General features: G+C 68.4%; 29 protein-coding genes. 15 read left to right on the top strand and 14 right to left on the bottom strand.

Annotated features, from left to right (window positions below):
* Positions 1–7: 7 nt before the first annotated feature.
* From L8F96_RS05770 to L8F96_RS05785, 4 genes are all read right to left on the bottom strand, one after another.
* Complete coding sequence (locus L8F96_RS05770; RefSeq protein WP_046409741.1) at positions 8–778, bottom strand: tetratricopeptide repeat protein; 771 nt, start codon at positions 776–778, stop codon at positions 8–10.
* Positions 775–1,491, bottom strand: coding sequence for an alpha/beta fold hydrolase (locus L8F96_RS05775; protein WP_334655495.1), 717 nt, complete (start codon positions 1,489–1,491; stop codon positions 775–777). Before L8F96_RS05775 ends, L8F96_RS05770 begins: the two co-directional genes overlap by 4 nt.
* A gap of 73 nt (positions 1,492–1,564) precedes the next feature.
* A complete protein-coding gene (locus tag L8F96_RS05780; protein ID WP_334655496.1) occupies positions 1,565–1,843 on the bottom strand; it encodes a DUF6356 family protein in 279 nt (92 codons plus the stop codon).
* Positions 1,840–3,249, bottom strand: coding sequence for a glutamate ligase domain-containing protein (locus L8F96_RS05785; protein ID WP_334655497.1), 1,410 nt, complete (start codon positions 3,247–3,249; stop codon positions 1,840–1,842). Before L8F96_RS05785 ends, L8F96_RS05780 begins: the two co-directional genes overlap by 4 nt.
* Positions 3,250–3,335: 86 nt before the next feature.
* On the opposite strand from L8F96_RS05785, the gene L8F96_RS05790 reads away from it, so the two are divergent.
* Positions 3,336–4,157, top strand: coding sequence for an LD-carboxypeptidase (locus L8F96_RS05790; RefSeq protein ID WP_046409735.1), 822 nt, complete (start codon positions 3,336–3,338; stop codon positions 4,155–4,157).
* A 15-nt stretch (positions 4,158–4,172) separates the two neighbouring features.
* On the opposite strand, the gene ygfZ is transcribed toward L8F96_RS05790, so the two are convergent.
* On the bottom strand, positions 4,173–4,895 hold the full coding sequence (ygfZ, locus tag L8F96_RS05795; protein ID WP_125945885.1) for a CAF17-like 4Fe-4S cluster assembly/insertion protein YgfZ: 723 nt from the start codon (positions 4,893–4,895) through the stop codon (positions 4,173–4,175).
* Positions 4,896–4,945: 50 nt separating this feature from the next.
* Between ygfZ and pyrC the strand changes: the two genes are divergently transcribed.
* Positions 4,946–5,986 carry a dihydroorotase gene (pyrC, locus tag L8F96_RS05800; protein ID WP_334655498.1) on the top strand — a complete coding sequence of 347 codons (1,041 nt, stop codon included), beginning with the start codon at positions 4,946–4,948 and terminating at the stop codon, positions 5,984–5,986.
* A gap of 21 nt (positions 5,987–6,007) precedes the next feature.
* Here the strand turns inward: pyrC and clpS are convergent, their stop codons facing one another.
* Together clpS and L8F96_RS05810 are read right to left on the bottom strand one after the other, a co-directional pair.
* Positions 6,008–6,334 carry an ATP-dependent Clp protease adapter ClpS gene (gene clpS, locus L8F96_RS05805; protein WP_046409990.1) on the bottom strand — a complete coding sequence of 109 codons (327 nt, stop codon included), beginning with the start codon at positions 6,332–6,334 and terminating at the stop codon, positions 6,008–6,010.
* A 93-nt stretch (positions 6,335–6,427) separates the two neighbouring features.
* Complete coding sequence (locus tag L8F96_RS05810) at positions 6,428–7,015, bottom strand: DnaJ domain-containing protein (protein ID WP_417158933.1); 588 nt, start codon at positions 7,013–7,015, stop codon at positions 6,428–6,430.
* 39 nt (positions 7,016–7,054) lie between these two features.
* Between L8F96_RS05810 and L8F96_RS05815 the strand changes: the two genes are divergently transcribed.
* Genes L8F96_RS05815 through L8F96_RS05830 form a run of 4 tightly spaced genes read left to right on the top strand, consistent with a single transcriptional unit; the run spans position 7,055 to position 9,395 of the window.
* Positions 7,055–7,345: a BolA family protein gene (locus L8F96_RS05815; RefSeq protein ID WP_046409729.1), complete on the top strand. Its 291-nt coding sequence runs from the start codon at positions 7,055–7,057 to the stop codon at positions 7,343–7,345.
* Positions 7,342–8,046 (top strand): glutathione S-transferase, encoded by a 705-nt coding sequence (locus L8F96_RS05820; RefSeq protein ID WP_334655499.1) that lies wholly within the window; start codon positions 7,342–7,344, stop codon positions 8,044–8,046. Before L8F96_RS05815 ends, L8F96_RS05820 begins: the two co-directional genes overlap by 4 nt.
* Entirely contained in the window at positions 8,039–8,503 is a 465-nt protein-coding gene (locus L8F96_RS05825; RefSeq protein ID WP_334655500.1) for an NUDIX hydrolase, read from the top strand. The genes L8F96_RS05820 and L8F96_RS05825 overlap by 8 nt, the downstream gene beginning before the upstream one ends.
* A complete protein-coding gene (locus tag L8F96_RS05830; protein WP_334655501.1) occupies positions 8,493–9,395 on the top strand; it encodes a pirin family protein in 903 nt (300 codons plus the stop codon). The genes L8F96_RS05825 and L8F96_RS05830 overlap by 11 nt, the downstream gene beginning before the upstream one ends.
* 28 nt (positions 9,396–9,423) lie before the next feature.
* Here L8F96_RS05830 and L8F96_RS05835 read toward each other — a convergent pair whose 3' ends face one another.
* Positions 9,424–10,557: a DUF2332 domain-containing protein gene (locus L8F96_RS05835; protein ID WP_334655502.1), complete on the bottom strand. Its 1,134-nt coding sequence runs from the start codon at positions 10,555–10,557 to the stop codon at positions 9,424–9,426.
* 76 nt (positions 10,558–10,633) lie between these two features.
* On the opposite strand from L8F96_RS05835, the gene hisG reads away from it, so the two are divergent.
* The 4 genes from hisG to L8F96_RS05855 all read left to right on the top strand — a co-directional run bounded on the left by hisG (position 10,634) and on the right by L8F96_RS05855 (position 13,292).
* Complete coding sequence (gene hisG, locus L8F96_RS05840; RefSeq protein ID WP_136452142.1) at positions 10,634–11,299, top strand: ATP phosphoribosyltransferase; 666 nt, start codon at positions 10,634–10,636, stop codon at positions 11,297–11,299.
* Positions 11,296–12,579: a histidinol dehydrogenase gene (gene hisD, locus L8F96_RS05845; RefSeq protein ID WP_334655503.1), complete on the top strand. Its 1,284-nt coding sequence runs from the start codon at positions 11,296–11,298 to the stop codon at positions 12,577–12,579. The genes hisG and hisD overlap by 4 nt, the downstream gene beginning before the upstream one ends.
* 65 nt (positions 12,580–12,644) lie before the next feature.
* Positions 12,645–13,100, top strand: a complete 456-nt coding sequence (gene nusB, locus L8F96_RS05850; RefSeq protein WP_046409984.1) for a transcription antitermination factor NusB — start codon at positions 12,645–12,647, stop codon at positions 13,098–13,100.
* Positions 13,101–13,115: 15 nt separating this feature from the next.
* The gene (locus L8F96_RS05855; RefSeq protein WP_125945877.1) at positions 13,116–13,292 is read left to right on the top strand and encodes a DUF4169 family protein; all 177 of its coding nucleotides are present in this window, start codon (positions 13,116–13,118) and stop codon (positions 13,290–13,292) included.
* A gap of 24 nt (positions 13,293–13,316) precedes the next feature.
* Here L8F96_RS05855 and L8F96_RS05860 read toward each other — a convergent pair whose 3' ends face one another.
* A complete protein-coding gene (locus tag L8F96_RS05860; RefSeq protein ID WP_145117970.1) occupies positions 13,317–13,757 on the bottom strand; it encodes an MAPEG family protein in 441 nt (146 codons plus the stop codon).
* A gap of 192 nt (positions 13,758–13,949) precedes the next feature.
* Between L8F96_RS05860 and rpmF the strand changes: the two genes are divergently transcribed.
* From rpmF to L8F96_RS05885, 5 genes are all read left to right on the top strand, one after another.
* A complete protein-coding gene (gene rpmF, locus L8F96_RS05865) occupies positions 13,950–14,129 on the top strand; it encodes a 50S ribosomal protein L32 (protein WP_046409716.1) in 180 nt (59 codons plus the stop codon).
* Positions 14,130–14,209: 80 nt separating this feature from the next.
* On the top strand, positions 14,210–15,241 hold the full coding sequence (plsX, locus tag L8F96_RS05870) for a phosphate acyltransferase PlsX (protein ID WP_046409714.1): 1,032 nt from the start codon (positions 14,210–14,212) through the stop codon (positions 15,239–15,241).
* The gene (locus L8F96_RS05875) at positions 15,238–16,206 is read left to right on the top strand and encodes a beta-ketoacyl-ACP synthase III (protein ID WP_046409712.1); all 969 of its coding nucleotides are present in this window, start codon (positions 15,238–15,240) and stop codon (positions 16,204–16,206) included. The genes plsX and L8F96_RS05875 overlap by 4 nt, the downstream gene beginning before the upstream one ends.
* An 85-nt stretch (positions 16,207–16,291) precedes the next feature.
* Positions 16,292–16,594, top strand: coding sequence for an integration host factor subunit alpha (locus L8F96_RS05880; protein WP_046409710.1), 303 nt, complete (start codon positions 16,292–16,294; stop codon positions 16,592–16,594).
* Positions 16,591–16,959, top strand: a complete 369-nt coding sequence (locus L8F96_RS05885) for a MerR family transcriptional regulator (RefSeq protein ID WP_046409708.1) — start codon at positions 16,591–16,593, stop codon at positions 16,957–16,959. The genes L8F96_RS05880 and L8F96_RS05885 overlap by 4 nt, the downstream gene beginning before the upstream one ends.
* 39 nt (positions 16,960–16,998) lie before the next feature.
* On the opposite strand, the gene thiD is transcribed toward L8F96_RS05885, so the two are convergent.
* The 5 genes from thiD to L8F96_RS05910 are packed head-to-tail and all read right to left on the bottom strand — an operon-like array spanning position 16,999 to position 20,555.
* Complete coding sequence (thiD, locus tag L8F96_RS05890) at positions 16,999–17,766, bottom strand: bifunctional hydroxymethylpyrimidine kinase/phosphomethylpyrimidine kinase (protein ID WP_334655504.1); 768 nt, start codon at positions 17,764–17,766, stop codon at positions 16,999–17,001.
* A 35-nt stretch (positions 17,767–17,801) separates the two neighbouring features.
* Positions 17,802–18,041: a DUF1272 domain-containing protein gene (locus tag L8F96_RS05895; RefSeq protein ID WP_046409705.1), complete on the bottom strand. Its 240-nt coding sequence runs from the start codon at positions 18,039–18,041 to the stop codon at positions 17,802–17,804.
* A 9-nt stretch (positions 18,042–18,050) separates the two neighbouring features.
* A complete protein-coding gene (locus L8F96_RS05900) occupies positions 18,051–18,494 on the bottom strand; it encodes an acyl-CoA thioesterase (protein WP_046409703.1) in 444 nt (147 codons plus the stop codon).
* 39 nt (positions 18,495–18,533) lie between these two features.
* Positions 18,534–19,313 carry a sulfite exporter TauE/SafE family protein gene (locus L8F96_RS05905; RefSeq protein WP_136452147.1) on the bottom strand — a complete coding sequence of 260 codons (780 nt, stop codon included), beginning with the start codon at positions 19,311–19,313 and terminating at the stop codon, positions 18,534–18,536.
* 33 nt (positions 19,314–19,346) lie between these two features.
* A complete protein-coding gene (locus L8F96_RS05910) occupies positions 19,347–20,555 on the bottom strand; it encodes an LL-diaminopimelate aminotransferase (RefSeq protein WP_334655505.1) in 1,209 nt (402 codons plus the stop codon).
* Positions 20,556–20,668: the final 113 nt, after the last annotated feature.

A 20,668-nucleotide genomic window follows, 5' to 3' on the forward strand; every position in this document is an offset into this window, starting at 1 on the left:
TCCATGCTCATTTCTGTTCGCCGCCTTTCTGTTCGTCAGCGCCGAACTGCGCCAGCGCGCGCGCCGCCGATTGTCCCGCGGGCCGATCGGGCGCCAGTCGCACCGCTTCGCCCCACGCCGCCTTGGCGCCGGCCTCGTCGCCCGCCGCGGCGGCGATATTGCCGGCCTCCAGCTGCACCTGCGCGTCGTCGGCCGATCGTCGGAGCGCCTGCGCGATATCGGCGCGCGCCCGGCCCAGGTCGCCGTCGCGCCGCGCCAGCGTCGCCGACAGCAGCCAGGCGAGCGGATCGTCCGCCGCATCCTTGACCGCCATGTCGAGGTCCGCGCGCGCCGCCTTGCTGTCGCCGATCGCCACCAAGGCGCGGGCGCGGTCGAGCGCCGCCTCGCCGCGCTCCATGCCGGTCAGCGTGCCCGCCGCCAGCGCCGCGTCGAGCGCGGATCGCGCCTTCGCCGCATCCTGCCCGGCGAGCCAGGCATTGCCGGCCTGCGCCCAGTAACGCGCCGCCGCCTCGTCCTGCGCCAGTTCCGCCGCCCGCGCCGCTTCCTCGAACGCGGCGGCCGCCGCCGGGAAACGGTTCTGCCCGGCGAGCGCCAGGCCCAGGCAGCCGCGCCCGGCCGCGCTGCGATCAAGCGACGCTCGCCGCTCCGCCGCAACCGGATCCTCCGCAGCCAGCGCGACACAGCTCGTCGCGGATGGCGCCGCGACCGATGGCGCAGCAACCGGAGGCGGCGCCACCGAAGGGGTCGCGGCCTGAAGCGCGGCAAGAAGCAGGATCATGGCAGCAGGTCCCCGACGGTTCGGGTCAGCAGCGCAATGTCCGCCTCGCGCGACAGGCGATGATCGCCGTCCTTCACCAAAATCACCTGCACGTCGTCGGACCGGATCAGCTCGGCCAGCCGCACCGATTGTGCCCAGGGCACGTCGGGGTCACGCTGGCCATGGATCAGCCGCACCGGGCAATCGATCGCGATCGGCCCATGCATCAGCCGGCTCGCCTCGCCCGCCTGCCAGAAACGCCGTGTATAGACGGTCGGCGCAGGGCCATAGGGGTTGGCCCGCTCCAGCTTGTTATATTGCAGGATGTAGAGCTTTTCGGGCTGGCTGAATCCCCAGTCGGTGAAATCGGGCGCGGCGGCGATGCCGACCATGCCGACCACGCGGTCGGGGCGCGCCAGCGCGACCAGCAGCATGATCCATCCGCCCATCGACGATCCCACCAGCACCACCGGGCCCTCGACGGCATGGTCGATCATCGCCAGCGCATCGTCGCGCCAGTCGGTCAGCGACTGATCCTCGAACTTGCCCTCGCTCTCGCCGCAACCGGCATAGTCGAACCGCAGGAACGCGCGGCCGTTCTCGCGTGCCCAGGCCTCCAGCGCCAGCGCCTTGGTGCCGCTCATGTCGCTGGCATAGCCGGGCAGGAACACGATCGTCGGGCCGTCGCCCTCGGTCAGGTGATAGGCGAGGCGGGGGCGCTGGGCTTCGGTCATCGCGCGCGCTGTAGGGGCGATCGCCCGATTGCGAAAGGCGACAGCATCGCGATGCGACGCCGCGCCGCCGCGATCAGATCACATATTCGACCGTCTTCAACTGCGTTTCCGCATCGCGCTTCGCGGTGCGCTTGGCGACCATCTCGGCATGCAGCTCGGCGATCGTGCGGCTGCCGGTGGTCTTGAACGCGAACGGCAGCACGCCGTGGATCACTGCGCCCACGCCGCCCGCCAGCATCCGCATTCCGAACCGGGTCGCGACGCCGAAATGCTCGGCATAGCTTTCCCCGACCGACGCGGGGTGATCCAGGAACAGGCGGCGGAACAGGGTCGGATTGGTCGTGCGCATCATGAGACCTTATCACGCCTGTCGATCTGCGTCAGCATCTCCGCGGCGAGCAGCGGCAGCGTATCGTCGCGCGCGCCCATCACCACGATCCGATCACCCGGCCGGGCATTGGCCACCAGATGCGCCGCCGCCGCCGCCCGCTCGGCGATATGGCGCGCATTGCCGCCGCTGATCGTTATGTCATTGGCGATATCGGCGCTGGTCACCTCGCGGCTCACCGTCCCGCCCTGATAGACCGGGTCGGGCAGCACCAGCAGGTCATCGACGCCCAGCCCGTCGACGAACGTCTGCACCAGTTCGCGCCGCATCGTCTTCAACGGACCATAGCCATGCGGCTGGAACAGGACGAGCAGCCGGCCCGGAAAGGCGTGAAGCGTGGCAAGCGTGGCGGCGATCTTGTCAGGGTTGTGCCCGAAATCATCGATCACCGTGACCCCGTCAGCGGTGCCGATGACGTCGAACCGGCGCTTCAAACCGGTGTAGGCCGAAATTCCCCGGAGAGCGGCCGGCAGCGTGACGCCCGCGGCCAAAGCGGCTCCGATAGCGGCCAGCGCGTTGGCGACATTATGCCGCCCCGGAACACCCAGGCGGACGCTTTCACCGTTCAGCGTGAAGGACACCGCGAACGGCTCCTCCACCACATCGCGCGCCACCAGATCCGCCTCGCCGCCCAGCGAGAATGTCGTCACCCGCTCCCGCGGCACCCGCATCGCCAGCGCCGCGGCATCGGGATTGTCGGCATTGACGATCGCGTGGCCCGCCTTGGCAATGAAGTCGCCGAACAGATTGTTCAATTCTTCCAGTGACTTGTGGTCAAGGCTGACGTTGTTCAGCACCGCGATCCGCGGCGTGTAGAGCGCGATCGACCCGTCGCTCTCATCCACCTCGCTGACGTACGGCGCCCCCTCGCCCACCAAGGCGCTGGCGAACGGCCGGTCGGCGCCGGCGAAATCCTTCATCACCGCGCCGTTCATCACCGTCGGATCCATCCCCGCATCGTGCAGGATCCGCGCGATCATCCCGGTAACCGTCGATTTTCCGCTCGTCCCCGCCACCCCGATCGGCAGCCGGCTGGCGTTGAACAGCGCCGCGTTGAGCTCGGCACGGCTCATCCGCGGGCAGCCCAGCCGCGTCGCCGCGACAATGTCCGCGACCGTATCCTCGACCGCGGCGGAGGCGACGACGATCTGCTCGGTCGAGGTAATCCCGCTGCCGTCCTGCGGGAACAGCGCGACGCCCTTCGCCTCAAGGTCGGCGAACTTGGCCGGCACCCGCCCCTGGTCGAGGCCCCGGTCCGATCCCGCAACGCTCGCGCCGCGCCCGGCGAGGATCATCGCCAGCGGCATCATCCCCGATCCGCCGACACCGACGAAGAAGAAGCGTTTTCCTGCGATGTTGCCGTCCTGCATGGCCGCGGGCTATCGCCGCCGCGGGGCTTGGGCAAGGCGAAGGCGACGAGGCACATGACATTGCGGCCGATACGAAGGGTGCAGGCGTGAGGATCGGCATCGTCGCGCCCGCGAACAGCGCCAGCCCCGACATGGTCGCCCCGCTCACCGCTTATGCCGCGCTCGCCTATCCGGAGGTGGAGCTCGTCTTCCATCCGCAATGCTGGGAAAGCGACGGTCATTTCGCCGGCCCGGACGCGCGCCGCGCCGCCGCCTTCCTCGAATTCGCCAATGATCCCGGTTTCGCCGCGATCTGGTTCGCGCGCGGCGGCTATGGCTCCAACCGAATCCTCGACGCCGTCATGCCGCAGCTCAACGACGCGGCACGGCGCAAGAAATATGTCGGCTATTCGGACATGGGCTTCATGCTCGCCGCGCTTTACGCCCGCCGCATCGGCCAGGTCGCGCACGGGCCGATGCCGGTCGACGTGCTGCGCAGTTCGGGCGGCGGCGACGCCACGGTCGCCCGCTCGCTCGGCTGGATCGCGCGCGGCGAGCGGCAGGGGCTGGAGCCCGGCCTCGGCCGCCGCCCCGCTGCCGCCTTCAACCTCGCCATCCTCGGCGCACTGATCGGCACGCCCTGGCTGCCCGATCTCACCGACCACGAATTGCTGATCGAGGAAGTCGCGGAGCCGCTCTACAATGTCGACCGGCTGCTGTTCACCATGGCCAACGCGACGCAGCTGCGTGGCATCGCCGGTGTGCGCCTCGGCGCCGTCACCGCGATCAAGGACAATAATCCGCGCTGGGGCGAGACGCTGGACACGATGATCCGCCGCTGGTGCCGCGACATGGGGGTGCCGTTCCTCGGCCCGGCGGAGGTCGGCCATACCCAGACCAACCGCGTCGTGCCGTTCGGCCTCGCCTGAGCCGTTACCTGCCGGTCAGTCGGCCGGTGCCGTGGCGAGCGCGTCGGCCAGCCACGGCGGGATGATCGCATCGCCCAGCGACTCGACCCGGCGATGCTCCACCATCAGCCCCAGTGCGGGATAGGTCGCTCGCGTCCGGTCCCCCGCTTCGGTCAGCGGCGCGACGACCAGCCGGCGATTGACCTTGGAGCGGTAATTCATCCGCGCGGTATTCTCCTGCCCGACATAACATCCCTTGCCGAAAGTGACGCCGTTCAGCTCGCGCGCATTGCATTCCAGCCACAATGTCTCGCCGCTGCCCAGCTCGCCGACCCCCTCGGTCACGCCCAGCGACAGGCGGTGGGCCAGCCAGCCCTCCGCCGCCTCGCCGGGCGCGGCGATCCACCGCTGCCCCAGCGCGGCGAGCCGCGGGTCGGGCACGCCCTCGCTGCCGTCCACGGCCCAATGCACCGCCAGCGAATCGTCGCGCGCGATCGCGATCTTGCGCCGCAGCCGATACAGCGTCAGCCGCTTGGCCAGCGCGTCGGCCTGCTCCCCCTCGCAATCGAGCAGCAGGTCCTCGCCATCGGCCCACACCAGGAAATCGAACAATGCCTTGCCTTGCGGGGTCAGCAGCGCCGTCCACACCGGCAGCGGCCCCGTGACATCATTGGTCACCAGCCCCTGCAGGAATCCGCGAACATCCTCCCCGCTGAGGCGTAGGACGGCGCGATCGGTGAGCATGGTGGCGTTGGTCATGCCGACAAGCTAGGGCGTTCCGGCCCTATTCCAAGCTCCCGGATTGTCCGATGACCGACCGCCTCACCATCCGCCGCCCCGACGACTGGCACGTTCACCTGCGCGACGGCGCGATGCTTCAGCTGGTCGCGCCCTACACCGCGCGGCAGTTCGCCCGCGCGATCATCATGCCCAATCTGACCCCGCCGGTGACCACCGCCGACGCCGCGCGCGCCTATCGCGACCGGATCATGGCCGCGCTGCCCGCGGGAACCGATTTCACGCCGCTGATGACCTGCTACCTCACCGACGGCGCCGATCCCGACGCGATCGCCGCCGCGCATGCCGAGGGCGTGTTCACCGCGTGCAAGCTCTATCCCGCGCACGCCACGACCAATTCCGCGCATGGCGTGACCGACATTTTCGCGCTCGCGCCGGTGCTGGAACGGATGCAGGCGATCGGCATGCCGCTGCTGATCCATGGCGAGGTCACCGACAAGGACATCGACATCTTCGATCGTGAGGCGGTGTTCATCGATCGCACGCTGCGCCGGCTGGTCGACGATTTTCCCGCGCTCAAGATCGTGATGGAACATATCACCACGCGCGAGGCGGCGGACTATGTCGCGGAGGCGCCGGATACCGTCGCCGCGACGATCACCCCGCAGCATTTGCTGATCAACCGCAACGCGATCTTCGACGGCGGCATCCGCCCGCATGCTTATTGCCTGCCGGTGGCAAAGCGCGAGCAGCATCGCCTCGCCGTGCGCAAGGCGGCGGTGTCAGGCTCGGCCAAGTTCTTCCTGGGGACGGACAGCGCGCCGCACGTCGTCGCCGCGAAGGAAACCTCCTGCGGCTGCGCCGGCATCTTCAACGCGCCCTATGCGCTGGAAAGCTACATCCGCGTGTTCGACGAGGAAGGCGCGCTCGACCGGTTCGAGGCGTTCGTCAGCGAAAATGGGGCGCGCTTCTACGGCCTGCCGCTGAACGAAGGGACGATCACGCTGGAGCGTGTCGACCAGACGGTGCCCGACCAGATCGGCAACGATACCGAGTCGGTTGTGCCGTTCCATGCCGGCGAAACTCTGGGCTGGCGGGTCGTCGCCGGCTGATCGCCGGCGTCGGGAAAAGGCTCAGGCCTTTTCCAGCGTGCATTGCAGCGGATGCTGGTTGGCGCGGGCGAAATCCATCACCTGCCCGACCTTCGTCTCCGCCACTTCATAGCTGAAGGTACCGCACACGCCGACGCCCTTCTGGTGGACGTGGAGCATGACGCGGGTCGCCTCCTCCGCGTTCATGCGGAAGAACCGCTGCAGGCATAGAACGACGAATTCCATCGGGGTATAATCGTCGTTCAGCATCAGCACGCGGTACGGCGTCGGCTCCTTGATCTTGGCGCGCGTGCGGGTGGCCACGCCCACGCCGGTGCCCTCGCCGTCATTGTCTCGACGTTCTGCCATGGTCAGGATGCTGGTCATTGTTTCCGCCGAAATATGGCAAGCCTTGGATCAAGGGCAAGGGCCGAACATGCCCGCACCCGCGCCGCCCGCCCCTCACGCAAAGGCCGGTGCCTGCCGCAACTGCTGATAGGCCGCGATGACCTTCTGTAGCATTGCTTCATGGCTGCGGTCACCGCCGTTTCGGTCGGGGTGATAACGGCGCACCAATTCGCTGTAGCGCTTGCGCAGCGCCATGCGGTCCGCATCGGGGGCCAGCCCCAGCACCTTCAGGCTCGCGCGGTCCTGCCCCGACAATGGCTTGCCGTCGCTCCGCTCGGGCGCCCGTTCGCGGCGATAGCGCGCACCGATCGCGTCCAGCGGGTCGGAAAAATCGGCCCAGCGCGGCCCCTGGTCGCCGCCACCGGCACGGGCGAAGGCGCGAGTCTCGCGTTCCCACCCCGCCATCGGCCGCTGCGCATGGTGGATTTCCTCCGCGCTCATCCCGTCGAAATAATTGTAGCTCGAATTGAACGCGCGGACATGGTCGAGGCAGAACCAGCGGAACCGCGGCGGGCCATCGCGCGCTGGCCCGTCCAGCGGCGGCGCGCGAAATTCCCCGGCCGCATCGCAGCCCGGCGCCTCGCACGGCCGGTCCCCTTCGATCCTTCCATGAAACCGTGCGTTCGGCCGATCCTTCGCCAAAATCAGAACATCCCCAGCAAAACGGACTATATAGGCGGCATGACCCAGCCTGCCACCGGCCCGATCCAGCACGCAATCGCCGCTCGTCTGACCGACGCGCTCAGCCCGACGCACCTCGACGTGATCAACGAAAGCGCGCAGCATCGCGGCCATGCCGGCGACGACGGCTCGGGCGAATCGCACTTCCGCGTGGTGGTGGAAAGCCCCGCTTTCGCCGGCCTCACCCGCGTCGCGCGGCAGCGGCTGGTGAACCAGGCGCTGGCCGATCTGCTGCGCGATCACGTCCATGCACTGGCGATGAAGACGGTCGCCCCAGGGGAGCCACGATGACCTATCGCCTCTGGTACTGGCCCGGCCTGCAGGGTCGCGGCGAATTCGTCCGCCTGCCGCTGGAGGCGGCCGGGATCGCCTATGAGGATAGCGCCCGCACCCGTTCGGTCGATGCACTGGTGGAAAATATGGCCGCCGGCGATCGCGCGCCCTTCGCCCCGCCCTATCTGGAGCATGACAGCGTCCGCATCGCGCAGGTCGCCAACATCCTCCTCTATCTGGGTGATCGGCACGATCTCGCGCCCACCGCGCCGGCCGACCGCCACTGGATCCTGCAACTGCAGCTGACCATCGCCGACATCGTCGCGGAGGTGCACAACATCCACCATCCGGTGGAGCTCGGCGCCTATTACGAGGATCAGAAGCCCGAGGCCGCGCGCGCCGCCCAGCAATTTCGTACCGAGCGGCTGCCCAAGTTCCTCGACCATTTCGAACAGGCGGCCGGGGCCAATCCGGGCGTCTGGCTGATCGACGATCGCTGGAGCTATGCCGACACCTCGCTGTTCCAGCTGGTCGAGGGGCTGCGCTACATGTTCCCGCGGCGCATGGCGGCGCTGGAGCGCGACTATCCCGGCGTCGTCGCCATCCGCGATGCGGTGGCCGCGCTGCCCGGTATCGCCGCCTATCTCGCAAGCGATCGTCGCGTGCCGTTCAACACCACCGGCATCTTCCGCCATTATCCCGAGCTCGACGGTGACTGAGGCGGCGACCGCCCGCATCGGCCGCGCGCTTCGCCCCGCCGCGCGCATCCTGCTGGTCGACCGCGAATCGCGCGTGCTGCTGTTCCGCTTCACGCCCGATGATCGCGCGCCCTTCTGGTGCACGCCCGGCGGCGCCTGCGATCCGGGCGAAAGCTACCCCGATGCCGCGCGCCGCGAATTGTTCGAGGAAACCGGCATCCGCGCCGATCCCGGCCCGGAAGTGGCGCAACGCTGGGTCGATTTCCTCACCATCGAACGGGTCGAGGTCACCGCCGACGAACGCTGGTTCCGCATCAACGTCGATGCGGACGCGGTCGACACCTTCGGCCACACCGATCTCGAACGCCGCGTGATGACGCAGTGGCGCTGGTTCCGCCGCGACGAGATCGCCGGCTGGCCCGAAACGATCTTCCCCGACGACCTTCTCCTTTTGCTGGAAGCGACCGATGACGCGTGATGACCTGATCGAGCTGACCCTGCTGCCCGCCACCCACGATATCGGCGGGTTCAAGGTCCACCGCACCCTGCCGCATCGCGAACGCACGATGGTGGGGCCGTTCCTGTTCTTCGATCAGATGGGCCCGGCGCACCTGCCCCCCGGCGAGGGGATGGACGTGCGCCCGCATCCGCACATCAACCTCGCCACCGTCACCTATCTGTTCGACGGCGCGATCGGCCACCGCGATTCGCTGGGCACGCAGACGGTGATCCGCCCCGGCGCGGTCAATCTGATGACCGCCGGGCGTGGCATCGTCCATTCGGAACGCTCGCCGGAGGAGGCGCGGCGCGACGGCCCGGCGCTGTCGGGCATCCAGACCTGGCTCGCGCTGCCCGACGGACAGGAGGAAATCGATCCGGCCTTTGAGCATGTCCCCGCCGCCGGCCTGCCCGTGATCGAGGGCGACGGCGTCACCGCCCGCGTCATCATGGGCGACCTGTGGGGCAAGCGTGCGCCGACCACCACCTATGCCGGCACGATCTACGCCGACATCGCGCTCGCCCCCGGCGCCAGCGTGCCCATCGACGCCGCCGCCGACGAACGCGCCATCTATCTGGTCGAGGGGGAAGCCATGCTGGAGGGCGTGGCCCTCGAACCGCAGCGGCTCTACGTCCTTCGCCCCGGCATCGCCGCGACATTGCGCAGCGCCAGCGGCGCGCGTGCGATGCTGGCGGGGGGCGACGCCTTTGCCACCCCGCGCCATGTGTGGTGGAATTTCGTCAGCTCCTCGCGCGAACGCATCCAGGAGGCGAAGCGCGCATGGATGGCACGCGAATTCCCCGTCGTGCCGGGCGACGAGATTGAATGGATCCCGATCCCCGGCCAGCCCAATACCGTCAGCTACCCCTGACGGCGCACGTCGCTGGCCGGGGGCGCGGTCACGCCCCGGCCAGGCGGCGCGTGGCCTCGTTCGCCCAATATCCCTCCCCGCCCTCGACGAAATCGCCGCCCTCCGGCGTCTCGGCGGGGCCGGTCGGCGCGACCCACGCACCATGCGCATGGGTCTGCGCGACTCGCACCGGCGTCGCCGCGCCCGGCCAGGCCTGCACCCACACTTCCTGCACCGCGCTTTGTGTGGTGGGCTCCATCCGCACCCAGGCGAGCGGCCGCTCCTCATCCGCTGCCTGCGCTGCGGCCAGCATCGCCGCGCGGATCCGCGCCTGCCGCTCCGGCCCCAGATATTGCCACACCACCGAATGCATCAGCACGCGGGTCACGCCGCGCGGTTGTGGCTCGGCCAGCCGCTCCTCGATCCAGGCCACCGCGTCGCCGGCGTCCAGCCGCGGCGGATCGGCGGCGAACATCGCGAACGCTGCCTCCAGCCGGGCGGCACGCTCGGGCACATCGACCCAGCTATAGGCGATCAGCCGCTGCGCCGCCGCCGGATCACGCACGTCGATCGGGTTGATATCGACCCCCCGCACCGACGCAAAGCGCACCGCTTCGGGCGCCGGCGCCGCCCCGCGCCACTCGGGCCGGATCGTGACCGGCGACGCATCCGGCCCTACGATCGTCCCACCCAGGTCGAAACGATAGCGGCCGATCAGCAGGTTCAGCCCGGCGCTCGATCCGATCTCCAGCAGCTCGATCGGCTGGCCGAAGCGCTGCACGACCTGAAGCAGTCCCGTCATCAGCGCCGCCGATCGCCCCGGCTCGTTGGTCTGCGGCGGCCCGTCCAGCCACGGCAGCAGCGCCGCATCATGCGCCACCAGCACTTGCGCGATGATCGCCGCCACCGCCCCCTCGTCCACCACCTCGCCGCGAAACACCCGCGTCAGCCCCGCGTCGGCACCGGCACGGTGCAGCGCATGCAATCCGCCCACCAGCCGCAGCGGCAGCGCGTCAACGGTCGGCTCGCCCGGCCAGTCCAGCACGCGGCGTCCCGCGGCGCTGTCGCGGGTGATCGCGGTGGTCAGTGCCCGGCACACGCGCGCCGTGATCGGCGCATCCATCGTGGTGCAATAATGGTGCTGGATCAGGAATGCGCCGCGGTTCGTCGCTTCGTCAGCCACCCGATTTCCCCTTTGCACAGGATATTGCGTGTGGGCCGATGTTGCGCCTGCGCGGCGCACTGGTAAAGCCGCGCCCATGGCCGAACCGCTCGTTATTGCCGTCCCAAAGGGACGTATTCTCGCCGAGGTGCAGCCGCTGCTCGCCAGCGCCGGCGTCGTGCCGGAGGCCGCCTTTTTCGATGAGGACAGCCGCGCGCTGCGTTTCGCGACCCAGGATCCGGACATCGCGCTCATTCGCGTGCGCGCCTTCGACGTCGCGACGTTCGTGGCACATGGCGCGGCGCAGCTCGGCATCGTCGGCTCGGACGTGCTGGGGGAGTTTGCTTACCCGGAGCTTTATGCCCCGGTCGATCTCGGCATCGGCTATTGCCGCCTCTCGGTCGCCGAGCCGGCAGAACTGGCCGCGCACGATGATCCGCGCGGCTGGAGCCATGTGCGCGTCGCCACCAAATATCCGCACCTGACGGCGGAGCATTTCGCCCGCCGCGGCGTCCAGGCCGAGTGCATCAAGCTGAACGGCGCGATGGAGCTTGCCCCGATGCTCGGCCTCGCGCCGCGCATCGTCGACCTCGTCTCCTCCGGCCGCACGCTGAAGGAAAATGGCCTGGTCGAGGTGGAAACGATCGTCGAGGTATCCTCGCGCCTGATCGTCAACCGGGCGGCGATGAAGATGCGCGCCGGCCGCGTCGTCCCGCTGGTGGAGGCGTTCCGCCGCGCCGTGGCCGAGGCGAAGGCGGCATGATTCGCCTGTCCACCCACGACGCGTCCTTCACGCGCGATTTCGCCGCGCTGGTCGATGCCCGCCGCGAATCGGACGCCGATGTCTTGCGCGACGTGTCCAACATCCTGCGCAGCGTGCGTGAAGAAGGCGATGCGGCACTGCGTGCCTTGACGCAGAAGCTCGACGGCCATGATCTCGATGACGGCGGCTGGTCGATCCCGCTTGCCGATTGCGCCGCCGCGTTCGACGCGCTCGATCCGGTGCTGCGCGACGCGCTCGAACTCGCCGCCGCACGCATCCGCGCCTATCACGAGAAACAGCGCCCGGCCGGCAGCGACTTCACCGATGAGGCGGGCGTGCGACTCGGTGCGCGCTGGCGCCCGGTCGATGCCGCCGGCATCTACGTCCCCGGCGGGCGCGCAGCTTACCCCTCGACGCTGCTGATGAACGCCATTCCCGCCAAGGTTGCGGGCGTGGAGCGGCTCGTCGTCGTGACGCCGACGCCCAAGGGCGCGATCAACCCGCTGGTCCTCGCCGCGGCGCATCTCGCCGGTGCTGACGAGGTGTGGCGGATCGGCGGCGCGCAGGCGATCGCCGCGCTCGCCTGGGGCACCGACCGGATCGCCCGCGTCGATGTCGTCACCGGCCCCGGCAACGCCTGGGTCGCGGAGGCGAAGCGGCAGGTCTATGGTGTGGTCGGCATCGACATGGTCGCCGGCCCCAGCGAGATCGTCGTCGTCGCCGATGGGGCCAATGATCCGGACTGGATCGCCGCCGACCTGCTCAGCCAGGCCGAACATGACGTGACGACCCAGTCGATCCTGTTCACCGATTCGGCCGACTTCGCCGATTCGGTCGTAGCGGCCGTGGAGCGCCAGTTGGTCGAGCTCCCGACACGCGACACCGCACGGATCGCGTGGGAGGCGAATGGCGCGATCGTGCTGGTCGACACGCTCGAACAGGCGATGCCGCTGGTCGATGCGCTCGCGCCCGAACATGTCGAGATCGCCGTCGATGATCCGCAGCCGCTGTTCGACATGATGCGCCACGCCGGCTCCGCTTTCCTCGGGCGCTACACGCCGGAGGCGATCGGCGATTATGTCGCGGGTCCGAACCACGTTCTCCCCACCGGTCGGCGCGCGCGCTTTGCCAGCGGGCTTGGCGTCACGGACTTCATGAAGCGCACCAGCTTCCTCCAGCTCGATGCCGCCGCGCTGGCGAAGCTTGGCCCGGCGACGGTCGCGCTGGCGGAGGCGGAGGGGCTGCCGGCGCACGCCCAGTCGGTCGCCCGCCGGCTCTGACCGCGCCGCCCCCGCACGCCGCGGGGGCTGGCCGTTCCGAGCCTATGCGCGTATGGGGCGCCGCCATGTCCCGTACCGCTGCTCGTACCAAGGCGCGCGCTGCCGCGCGTCTCGCCGCCACCCAGGCGCTTTATCAGCATGAGATGGAGGGCATTGCCATGTCCGCCCTCCTGCACGAATTTCACGCCCACCGTATCGGCGCGACGATCGAGGGCGCCGAATATGCCGAGGCCGATGTCGCCTTCTTCGACGATATCGTCACTGGCGCGCATGCCCGCGCGGGCGAGATCGACCGCCTGATCGAAAGCAAGCTGGCCAGCGGCTGGACGCTCGACCGTCTCGACAAGCCGATGAAGGCGATCCTGCGCGCCGGCACCTACGAACTGCTGTCGCGTGTCGATGTGCCGAAGGGCGCGGTGATCAGCGAATATGTCGATGTCGCCCACGCCTTTTACGAACGGCGCGAGGCTGGCTTCGTCAACGGCCTGCTCGACGCGATCGCGCGCGAGGTTCGCCCCTGAGACGGGGCCATTGACGTGGGCGACCTGATCAACCTCAACCGCGCACGCAAGGCGCGCGTACGGGCCGCCGCCGCCGAACAGGCGGCCGCCAACAGGCTGGCGTTCGGCCGCACCCGGGCCGAACGTGACGCGATCAAGGCCGAAACTGCCCGGCTGGAACGACATCTGGACGCAACCCGCCGCGAGGATTGATCCCCCGCGGCGCCGCGAATCGGCTCAGGCGCGCGGCGCCCCCTCGACCGGCACGATCGTCATCGTGCCGCTGCTGGTCCGCTCCACCGCGATTGCCAGCGCCCATCCGGCGAGGATCAGCGTGACGATCCACGTTACCACCGCCCCGCCTGCCCGCAGCGGATTGGGCGCCGCCCGTGTCATGCCCAGCGGATGCGCCAGCCGCGCCAGCACGAACAATACCCCGATCACCCACAGCGCCACCAGGGATCCGCGCGCCAGCTCGATCAGCGCCATCAGGATGAGGACGATCGGCGCATATTCGCCGAAATTGGCGTGCGCGCGCATCCCTGCCAGCATGCCCGGATCGCCCCCGTCGCCGACCATCACCTTGCCCCTGACGCGCCCGCGCACCAGCCGGATCGCGAGCCAGATGTTGATCACCGCACAGGCCGCAGCAATCGTCAGGGTCACCGGCAGAACCATGGTTCCTCCCCCTTTTCGTTGATGGAGAAGCCTGCCAGCGCGCCATTCGGGTTGCAACGGCCGCCCGATCAGCTATAGGCGCGGGGCTTCGCGATGCGCCCGGCTACCCGGTGCGACCGGTGATCCGGTTCGCATCGATCGTCGTCGGGCTAATCGCATTTATTTCGAACAATAAAAGATCAAGGTGCCGCGATGGCCGTCCCCAAGCGAAAGACTTCCCCCTCCCGCCGTGGCATGCGCCGCGCACACGACGCTCTGTCGGTCGAGGCGTTCCAGGAATGCCCGAACTGCGGCGAACTGCGTCGCCCGCACAACCTGTGCACGGCATGCGGTCACTACAACGGCCGCGAAGTCCTTTCGGTCGAAGGCTGATTCAGCTGCCGGCACGGCGCGCGGACGCGCGCCGCTGCCGCTTCGGCATTGCAGATTAGGTTTACGGAGTCCGTCTTATCATGGCCGACAGTTCCTGGATCGCCGTCGATGCGATGGGCGGCGACGAGGGGCTGGCGGTCATGCTGGCGGGCGTCGCACGCGCGCGTCATCGCTTCGAGGGGATGAAATTCCTTCTCGTCGGTGACGAATCGGCGATTCGCGAAGGCCTGAAAAAGCATCCGAACCTCAGCCAGCATGCCGAGATCGTGCATGCGCCCGACGTCATCGCCGGCGACGAAAAGGCCGGCCAGGCGCTGCGCCGTGCCAAGACGACGTCGATGGGTATCGCCATCGATTGCGTGAAGCAGGGTCGTGCCGGCGCCGCCGTCTCGTCGGGCAACACCGGCGCCCTGATGGCGATGGCGAAGCTCGCGCTGCGCACCATGCCGGGCATCGATCGCCCTGCCCTTGCCGCGCTGCTGCCGACGCTTGGCACCAATGACGTCGTCGTGCTGGATCTCGGCGCCAATACCGAGGTCGAGGCCAAGAACCTCGTTCAGTTCGCGGTCATGGGCGCGGCTTATGCTCGCGTGGCCATGGATCTGGAAAATCCGCGCGTCGCGCTGCTCAACATCGGCAGCGAGGATCAGAAGGGCACCGAGGAGATCCGCGATGCCGCTGCCGCGCTGCGCGCTGCGCCGCACCTGCCGATGGAGTTCACCGGCTTCATCGAGGGCGACCGGCTCTCGCGCGGCGACCATGACGTGATCGTGTGCGACGGCTTCTCCGGCAATATCGCGCTCAAGACCGCCGAGGGCACCGCCCGATTCGTCGCCGACCTGTTGAAGCGCGCCTTCACCAGCTCGGTCCGCTCGAAAATCGGCTTCCTGATCTCGCGGCCGGCGACGCAGCTGCTGCGCGACCATCTTGATCCCAACAACCACAATGGCGCCGTATTCCTCGGCTTGAACGGCCTCGTGCTGAAGAGCCACGGCGGCGCCAACGAGGTCGGCGTCGCAACGGCGATTGGCGTTGCAGCAAAGATGGTGAAGGCGGATCTCGCGCGACGCATTGCGGATGATCTCACCCGGTTCGAGAGGGAGACGGCATGATTCGCAGCGTTATCACCGGCACCGGATCGGCGCTGCCGGCGCGGCGCGTGTCCAATGCCGAACTGGCCGAGATGGTCGACACCACCGATGAGTGGATCGTCGAGCGCACCGGCATCCGCTTCCGCCACATCGCCGGGCCGGAGGAAACCACCGCCACGCTCGCCCGTGACGCGGCCAAGGCGGCGCTGACTGCGGCCGACGTGTCGGCGCAGGACATCGACCTGATCGTGCTCGCCACCGCGACGCCTGACCAGACCTTCCCGTCCAGCGCCACCAAGGTGCAGGCGATGCTGGGCATCGACGATTGCGTCGCGTTCGACGTCGCCGCCGTCTGCTCGGGTTTCCTCTACGCGGTGCAGGTGGCGGACAGCATGATCCGCGCCGGCGCCCACCGCCGCGCGCTGGTGATCGGCGCCGAGACGTTCAGCCGAATCCTCGACTGGGAAGATCGCACCACCTGCGTTCTTTTCGGCGATGGTGCTGGCGCAATCGTACTAGAGGCGCAGGAAAGCGAGGGCCCCGAGGGCCGCGGCATCCTCGCGTCGAAGCTGCACGCCGACGGGCGGCACAACGAACTGCTCTATGTCGATGGCGGCCCGTCGACCACCGGCACGGTGGGCAAGCTTCGGATGAAGGGACGCGAGGTGTTTCGCCACGCGGTCGTCAACCTCGCCACCGTGATGCAGGAATCGCTGGAAACCGCCGGCCTCACCGCCGACCAGGTCGACTGGGTCGTGCCGCATCAGGCGAATGCCCGCATTCTCGATGCTACCGCGCGCAAGCTGGGCCTTCCGGCGGAGAAGGTCGTGCTGACCGTCGATCAGCATGCCAACACCTCCGCCGCATCGGTGCCGCTGGCGCTCGATGCCGCGGTGCGCGACGGGCGCATCCAGCGCGGGCAGATTGTCGTGCTGGAAGCGATGGGTGGCGGGTTCACCTGGGGCGCCGCCGTCGTCCGGTACTGAAACACGGCAAGCCGCCACATCAATCTTTCACCACGCCCTCGCGGATGCTAACCTGCAGCAATCGGAGTGGGGAGTTGTAGTGCAAATGAGTGATGCGGGGACGTTAACTAGGGCGGATCTGGCGGAATCGCTGCATCGCCAGGTAGGTCTGTCGCGGGCTGACTCGGCACGCCTGGTCGAGCAGATCCTGGAATCCCTGTGCGGCGCGCTTGCCCGCGGGGAGAATGTGAAGATCTCCGGCTTTGGCACCTTCGTCCTGCGCGACAAGGGCGAGCGGATCGGGCGCAATCCCAAGACTGGGGTCGAAGTGCCAATTGCACCGCGCCGTGTGCTCACCTTCCGCGCCAGCCAGATGATGCGCGATCGCATCGTCGCTGCCCAGGCGTGAGCAACTCCCAAAAGGCTGAGGGCGCGTTCCGCACGATCGGCGAGGTCGCCAGCGCGACCGGCGTCGCGCCGCATGTCCTGCGCTATTGGGAAACCCGTTTTCCGCAACTCCGCCCGGTCACACGTGCCGGTAACCGGCGCTACTACCGGCCGGCGGATGTTGCACTCGTCCAGCGGATCCAGCGCCTGCTGGGTACGGAGGGCTATACGGTGAAGGGAGTGCAGAAACTGCTCGCCAGCGAAACGCGCGGCGGCAGCGCCGAGCCTGCGGCGGCGGCGGCCCCGACACCAGCCGGCAAGAGCGTGCCGATGGGCGCCCTGCTGGCGATCCGCGACCATCTTCAGGATGCGCTGAACGCCTACTGACCGCCGCGGCAGGCCTGTCGCGGCAACCGGTATGCCGCGTCAGACGCCCGGCCAGTCCTTGGGGCGCACCAGATGATGCCCCATCGGCCCGTGCCCGGCGCCCAGCCCCGGCGCCTTGGTCAACGCCTCGCGAACGAACAGCCGCGCACGCTCGACCGCCGGCGGCAGCGCCAGCCCGCGACCCAGACCTTCCGCGATAGCGCTCGCCAGCGTGCACCCCGTGCCATGGGTATGCCGCGTCTCGATCCGTGTGCCGGACCATCGCGCAATCTCGCCGTCGGGGCCGATCAGCCGATCGGTGATGATATCGCCTTCCGCATGGCCGCCCTTGGCCAGCAGCGTCGCTCCGGTCGCCAGCACCGCCTGCTCGCCGCCCAGCGCCACCAGTTCGGGGCAATTGGGCGTGACCAGCGTGGCGAGCCGCATCAGCCGCCCGAACGCCGCCGTCGTATCATCGTCGGCGAGGACCGCCCCTGAACTCGCGATCATCACCGGATCGAACACGATCGGCACGTTGCGCAACGTCTCGATCACATCGGCGATGGCGTGCGCGGTCGCAGCGCTGCCGATCATGCCGATCTTCACCGCATCGACGCCAATGTCGTCGATGCACACCTGCATCTGCTGCGCGACCATCTCCGGCGGGATCGGGTGGACACCCGACACGCCCAGCGTGTTCTGCGCGGTGATCGCGGTGATCGCGGTCATGGGATGGCCGCCCAGCATCGTGACGGCGCGGATATCCGCCTGAATGCCCGCGCCGCCGCCCGAATCGGACCCGGCCACGATCAGGATACGCGGGGTCATCGCCACCCCGCCGCCGCTGCGCCCGTCACTGCGCGTCAGCGCTTGGCATCGGACGGCACGAAATGCCGCCTGGTCGATGCGGGATGCTTCTTCAGCGCGTCTCCGACCCGCGCCGGACGGTCGAGCAACTCACCCCCGCAATTGGGGCAGCGCTCATCCATCGCATCGGCGCAATCCGCGCAGAAGGTACATTCGAACGAGCAGATGAACGCCCCGCCCTCATCGGCGGGAAGATCGGTTCCGCAACGCTCGCAATCGGGGCGCATCTCCAGCATGGTCGATCCTTAGGCCACGCGGTCCGGCTGCGCCACCATCAGCGCTTCCAGGAACTGGCGCACGTCGGTGGCGATCGGCACCGGGCGGCCGGTCGGCAGGTGAACGTTGACGCTGACCATGTCGATCACCGCGCACAGATCACCGTCCTGATTGGCCAGCTCGAACCGCTTGGTCAGGCTGGAATTGCCGATCCGCTCGATCCGCACCGATGCTTCCACGGTGTCGCCGAGCATCAGCGGCTTCAGATAGTCCACCGTCGCGCGGCGCACATGGAATTCCATGTCGAGCCATGCGTCCTTCAGCGCCTCGCCGATCCCGGTCCATTCCCAGAATTCGCTCACCGCAACATCGGCATATTCGAGATAGCGCGAGTTGAAGACGACCCGCTGGCCGTCAATCTCGGCGTAGCGGACCTTGAAGCTGGTGGAAAAACTGAAACCGGGACGAGTCACGTCGATGTCCTTGAACGCGGATGCACAAGCGACAGGCGCTTAGAATATCAGCTTCAGTCCGACTACCGCCAGCGTGGTGGCGAGGATCGGGGTCAACAGCCGGTCGGTCACGCGCGAGGCAATGATACTGCCCATCACGATACCCGGGATCGATCCGGCCAGCAGCGAGGCGAGCAGGATCACGTCGACCGACCCCAGCCACCAATGGCCGATCCCGGCGATCAGCGTCAGCGGCACGGCATGGGCAATGTCCGATCCGACCAGCCGGTTCACCGGTGTCAGTGGATACAGCACGAGCAGCGCCGTCATGCCGAGCGCACCCGCCCCGACCGAGGTCAGCGAGACGAGCACGCCCAGGATTGCGCCTAATCCGACGGTGAGCAGCGCCAGCGTGCGCGGCCGCATCCCTTCGAAGAACGGCTCTACCCGCGCCACGATCCGCGCACGGAAGAAGGTGGCGATCGCGGTCGCCACCAGCGTCACGCCCAGCGCCAGCGCGATGCGCCCGCCGGTATCCGCGCCATGGACGCTCATGCGGCTGAGCGCGAGCAGCGTCACCAGCGCTGCGGGAATGCTGCCGAGCGCCAGCCGGCGCACCACCCGCCAGTCCACCGTTCCGCGCAGGCCGTGCACCGCGCCGCCCACCGTCTTGGTCGCCGATGCGTAGAGCAGGTCGGTGCCGACGGCGGTGGCGGGGTGGAAGCCGAACGCCAGCACCAGCAGCGGCGTCATCAGCGATCCGCCACCGACGCCGGTCAGGCCGACCAATATCCCCACCAGCACGCCGGCGAGCGAATAGAGCGGGTTATAGGCGTCCAACGAACACCCCCCGCGATGAACCGTGCGGCTGGTTCAACCAGCGTTCCGGGCCGGCACGTTCACACCCATGCTGGCCAGATACTTCTTCACATTGCGCGCCGCCTGGCGCAGCCGCTGCTCGTTCTCGACCATGGCGATGCGCACATAGCCCTCGCCATTTTCGCCATAGCCGACGCCCGGCGCGACCGCGACCTTGGCCTGGGTCAGCAATTGCTTGGAGAATTCCAGGCTCCCCAGATGCGCCAGCGCGGGAGGCAACGGTGCCCAGGCGAACATGCTCGCCTTGGGGCTTGGGATCCCCCACCCGGCCCGGCCAAAGCTCTCAACCATCACGTCGCGGCGCTTGTGATACAGCTTGCGGTTCTGCTCGACGATGTCCTGCGGGCCGTTGAGCGCGGCGCACGCCGCCGCCTGGATCGGCGTGAAGGCGCCGTAATCCAGATAGGATTTCACCCGCGTCATCGCCGCGATCAGCGTCTTGTTGCCGACCGCAAAGCCGATCCGCCAGCCGGCCATCGAATAGGTCTTGCTGAGCGAGGTGAACTCGATCGCAACGTCCTTCGCGCCCTTCACCTGCATGATCGAGGGCGTCGGGTTGCCGTCGTAATACAGCTCCGAATAGGCGAGGTCGGAGATGATCCAGACCTGGTTCTCGCGCGCCCAGGCGACCAACCGTTCGTAAAAAGCAAGATCGACCGACTCCGCCGTCGGGTTGGACGGGTAATTGACGACGAGGATGCTCGGCCGCGGCACGGTGAACGCCATCGCCCGCTCCAGGCTCTCGAAATAGCGCTCGTCCGGCGTCGTCGGCACCGCGCGGATCGTCGCCCCGGCGATGATGAAGCCAAAGGTGTGGATGGGATAACTGGGATTGGGCGCCAGAATCACGTCGCCCGGCGCAGTGATCGCGGTGGCGAGGCTCGCCAGCCCTTCCTTCGACCCCATCGTCACGACGACTTCGGTCTCGGGATCGACCTCCACGCCGAAGCGCCGGCCGTAGTAATTGGCCTGCGCCCGGCGCAGCCCGGGGATGCCCTTGGACGCCGAATAGCCATGCGCATCGGGCTTCTTCGCCACCTCGACCAGCTTGTCGATGACGTGCGGCGGCGGCGGCAGGTCGGGATTGCCCATGCCAAGGTCAATGATGTCCTCGCCGGCCGCGCGCGCCGCGGCCCGCATCGCATTCACCTCGGCGATGACATAGGGCGGCAGGCGCTTGATGCGGTAGAACTCTTCGGACATGCGAACCTCGATGGTGGAACGGCGCAACATAGACCGGGCGCGCACCCGGCGAAAGGCAGGCGGGGCTTTCGCGCGCCCATAGCCACGCTATGCTGACGGGCGGAGAGCAATGA

This window comes from Sphingomonas panaciterrae, assembly GCF_036890205.1.
GTDB classification, from domain to species: Bacteria; Pseudomonadota; Alphaproteobacteria; order Sphingomonadales; family Sphingomonadaceae; genus Sphingomonas; species Sphingomonas panaciterrae.